This is a genomic window from Nitrosomonas sp., assembly GCF_043753625.1.
Lineage (GTDB): Bacteria > Pseudomonadota > Gammaproteobacteria > Burkholderiales > Nitrosomonadaceae > Nitrosomonas.
In genome coordinates, this window is record NZ_JAYUWI010000100.1 from 1 (window position 1) to 3,813 (window position 3,813).

A 3,813-nucleotide genomic window follows, 5' to 3' on the forward strand; every position below is an offset into this window, starting at 1 on the left:
AATCGCATTCCTTTTACAACCAGCATGTAGCCTCACCATTTTTTCGATGTCGACAGTCTACACGAAGGTATCGATGATCTCGCTTAATGCGACAGAACCCTTTTAATGGTGGTGAAGGCAATGATAGTATGACCGGCGGCGGTGGAAACGATATCTACATTGTTGAAAATGCTGGCGATACTTATACAGAAGGAGCTGGTGGCGGTAACGATCTGGTGATCAGTTACTTAGCAACGCATACGCTGGGTGCTAACGTTGAAAGACTGCAACTGGTAGGTACGGCAACCACGGGAATCGGTAATACGTTAAACAATACGGTGACTGGAAATGCCAGAAACAACACCCTCAATGGCGATTCCGGCAACGATACGCTCGATGGAATTGCAGGTTCCGATACCATCTCCGGCGGTATCGGTGCCGATTTCTTTGCGTTTAGTACCGCTCTGAATGCGGTCACCAATGTCGATATCGTGACTGACTTCAACATAACTGATGATACTATCCAATTGGAAAATGCCATTTTTACTCAATTTATAGCAACGGGCGCTATCCCGGCGGATACTTTTGTTTCCGGTGTAGGTGCGATTGCCCTGGATGGTAATGATTCTCTGATCTATGACACCACCACTGGAAATCTCTCTTACGACGCTGATGGTAATGGCATTGGGGCTCAGGTAGTGTTTGCAACATTGACAGGAATACCTGCCCTAACTGCAGCAGATTTTGTAATTATTTAACTTCATACCTGTATCCCCGGAGAGTTGTTACGGGGATTCGGGATGATTGCTGCATCTGCTTAAAGGGTATCCATGGATACCCTTAATTTTTTAAACGTTTAGTGTCAATGGCGGAATACTAATAAAATAACCCATTGTCTCAGGCTACAGCCGTAACATCATGCAATAACCGCAGCAAGGTAGGGCGCAATTGCTATTGCGCCGAATAAAAATTCCGGTGCAATGCGCTTCCGCTTATTGGCACCTTACCTAGGCTTGTTTTCGCGACCAAAGCAACCGAACATTCTATTTTGCATTTCATGCTTCATGGTCTCAAACTTCTCCTCCAAGTTTCTCACTACTTTGAACGAAAATGCCCGGTTTCTCCTTTCGCATGAGAAAGGAAATTAATCACGTCCAATTATCAAGTTAGAAAAATCGGTAGCTCATTGATAGCTTCCAAGCTATTGAAATTTATCGCTTGCAACACCAAATTCAAGGTCAAATTGGATAAAGGTCCAATTTTTTTAACTGCCGCATATGTTATGCTTGCGGCATTTTTTGAACGCGATCAGAAGATATGGAACACAAAGATAAACCTGGAAACACGCCGCCGCAAAGAATTCACCCAATCGCACATTTCCTTTTTCTCTCCCGCTGGTTGCAGTTGCCTTTATACCTGGGATTGGTATTAGCGCAATGCGTGTATGTATTTCATTTCTGGGTTGAGTTATCTGATTTGATTGGCGCCGTGCTGGGTAATCAAAATGCATTACAGCATATCCTCGACACGGTCACGATAAAAGGGGCAGAAAGGCCCACTAAGTTAACTGAAACGGCCATTATGTTAGTCGTTCTGGGTCTAATTGATGTGGTGATGATTTCCAATCTGCTGATCATGGTCATTATTGGCGGTTATGAAACCTTTGTCTCGCGCATGAATCTGGAAGGGCATCCCGATCAACCGGAATGGTTATCGCATGTAAATGCTTCTGTTTTAAAGGTTAAACTGGCAACCGCCATTATCGGGATTTCGTCGATACACTTGCTGAAAACCTTTATCAACGCCAGCGCGTACGATGAAAAAACATTGCTTGCACAAACGGGCATACACATGGCTTTTTTATTTTCGGCTCTTGCCATTGCCTATTGTGATCGCATTATCACGCAAACCAGTCAGCAATCGGGTGAACACTAATAACAATCGGCTCGGTCTCAGGCTACAGCGGTTGCATCATGCAACAACTGCATTATCCCTTGCAGCGCTGTAACCACTGCTAAACGCCGGATGGTTTCACGATTTCCTTTAAAAATCCGGGTGTCTTGTTGTACTAAACCATCTTTAATCGCCCAGGCAAAATAGACCATCCCCACGGGTTTCGTTGTAGTACCGCCATCGGGGCCGGCAATCCCGGTGATTGATACGCTAATCTGCGCACGGCTTCTGTTCAACGCTCCAAGGGCCATTTCCTGTGCAGTTTGCGCGGATACGGCGCCATATTGATCCAATGTCGCATGCTGGACGCCCAGCATCTCACATTTGGAAGCGTTGCTATACGTGATAAACCCCCGCTCATACCAAGCTGAGCTGCCTGCCACGGCAGTCACGGCTTGACCTAACCAGCCGCCGGTGCAAGATTCGGCGGTCACCAGCAGCAATCCGCACTGGGCAAGGCGTTCTCCTACATTGACTGCCAAATCGTAAGAATCTTGATTTATATCAGAAATTTTATGACTCCATTTCAATATTCTGGTCAAAGGCAGACCATCCAAGCCGAGAGAAACTAAATACCACTTTAACCCGCCGTCGTGCTAATCTTTAAAAATAGGGTGCTTGAATCATTATATTGGAATCTGCTTTTATTTTCTTAGCCTAGAACTATGCAAGCTGATCATTCATCAAGGATGTCTTTTATTGATGCTTTAAAAGCCATCTGTTGTTTGCTGATCATCACGCATCACTTGGCCATTTATGGCCCCATGTCGAATATCGCCTATCCGTTGATTCCTGCTTTATTGGATTGGTTGCGTGAATACGGACGAATCGCTGTGCAAATGTTTTTTGTCATTGCGGGTTTTCTTGTTGCTGCGAAACTGGCGCCAAAGGGCTCATCCTTAGTCACAACACCCATCCGGCTGATACAACACCGCTACTTGAGATTAATTATGCCGTATCTGGCCGCTTTAACGTTAGCGATTGGATGCGCTGCATTGGCCAGAGTCTGGATGAATCATGAATCGATTCCTGGCACACCCAATTTGTTTCAACTACTGGCGCATATTTTTTTGCTGCACGATCTGCTAAACCAGGAAGTGCTGTCAGCAGGTATCTGGTATGTTGCCATTGATTTTCAGTTATTTGTACTAACGATTTTACTTTTCTGGATTTCCAAACAAATCCAGAATCGATATCTGGATTTGCAAATACTCAGCTTGGTTTTAATTCTAAGCTTAACAACTGTTTCACTATTCTTTTTTAATCGGGACAGTTACTGGGATGAAACGGCTTTATATTTTTTTGGTGCCTATGGTCTAGGCATTCTGATTTATTGGGCTTCTGTTAGTCAACATCGGATTTTTTGGGTCATCGCGCTGGTCGGGCTGATTTTTGTAACATTAACGCTTGATTTTCGTTCGCGCATTGCTGTCGCAGGCAGTGTCATGCTGATACTGGGATTGGCTCAGTACTATGATGTTTTGAACAGTCAACGTGTACCCGGTTATCTGGCTTATCTTGGGCGCGCTTCCTATTCTATATTCCTGGTTCACTTTCCGATATCGCTGGTCATCAATGCGGCATTCTTCAGATTCTTACCACATCAGCCAGCCATTCAGTTATTCGGCTTGCTGTTAGCCGTAGGAGCAAGTATTGGCGCGGGTATTGTGCTTTTTAACTGGTTTGAGGTTCGCCCGGTAACGCATCGGATGCATATCTTGCTACCCACGGGATTTATTACATTCGGCCTACTCGTGGCATTGCTTGGAAATAGCTAGAAACGATGGGTTCTGTCGCATTAAGCGAGATCATCGATACCTTCGTGTAGACTGTTGACATCGAAAAAATGGTGAGGCTACATGCTGGTTGTAAAAGGAATGC

The 3,813-nt window shown here is 45.0% G+C and carries 4 protein-coding genes; 3 read left to right on the plus strand and 1 reads right to left on the minus strand.

Annotated features, from left to right (window positions below; genetic code table 11):
* The first annotated feature begins 86 nt into the window (after positions 1–86).
* Positions 87–737, plus strand: a complete 651-nt coding sequence (locus ACH10T_RS08900) for a calcium-binding protein (RefSeq protein WP_394808941.1) — start codon at positions 87–89, stop codon at positions 735–737.
* A gap of 559 nt (positions 738–1,296) precedes the next feature.
* Positions 1,297–1,914, plus strand: a complete 618-nt coding sequence (locus ACH10T_RS08905; RefSeq protein WP_394808942.1) for a TIGR00645 family protein — start codon at positions 1,297–1,299, stop codon at positions 1,912–1,914.
* 17 nt (positions 1,915–1,931) lie between these two features.
* On the opposite strand, the gene ACH10T_RS08910 is transcribed toward ACH10T_RS08905, so the two are convergent.
* Positions 1,932–2,414, minus strand: a complete 483-nt coding sequence (locus ACH10T_RS08910; RefSeq protein ID WP_394808943.1) for a CinA family protein — start codon at positions 2,412–2,414, stop codon at positions 1,932–1,934.
* Positions 2,415–2,597: 183 nt separating this feature from the next.
* Here ACH10T_RS08910 and ACH10T_RS08915 point away from each other — a divergent pair, with 183 nt between their 5' ends.
* The gene (locus tag ACH10T_RS08915; RefSeq protein ID WP_394808944.1) at positions 2,598–3,710 is read left to right on the plus strand and encodes an acyltransferase family protein; all 1,113 of its coding nucleotides are present in this window, start codon (positions 2,598–2,600) and stop codon (positions 3,708–3,710) included.
* Positions 3,711–3,813: the final 103 nt, after the last annotated feature.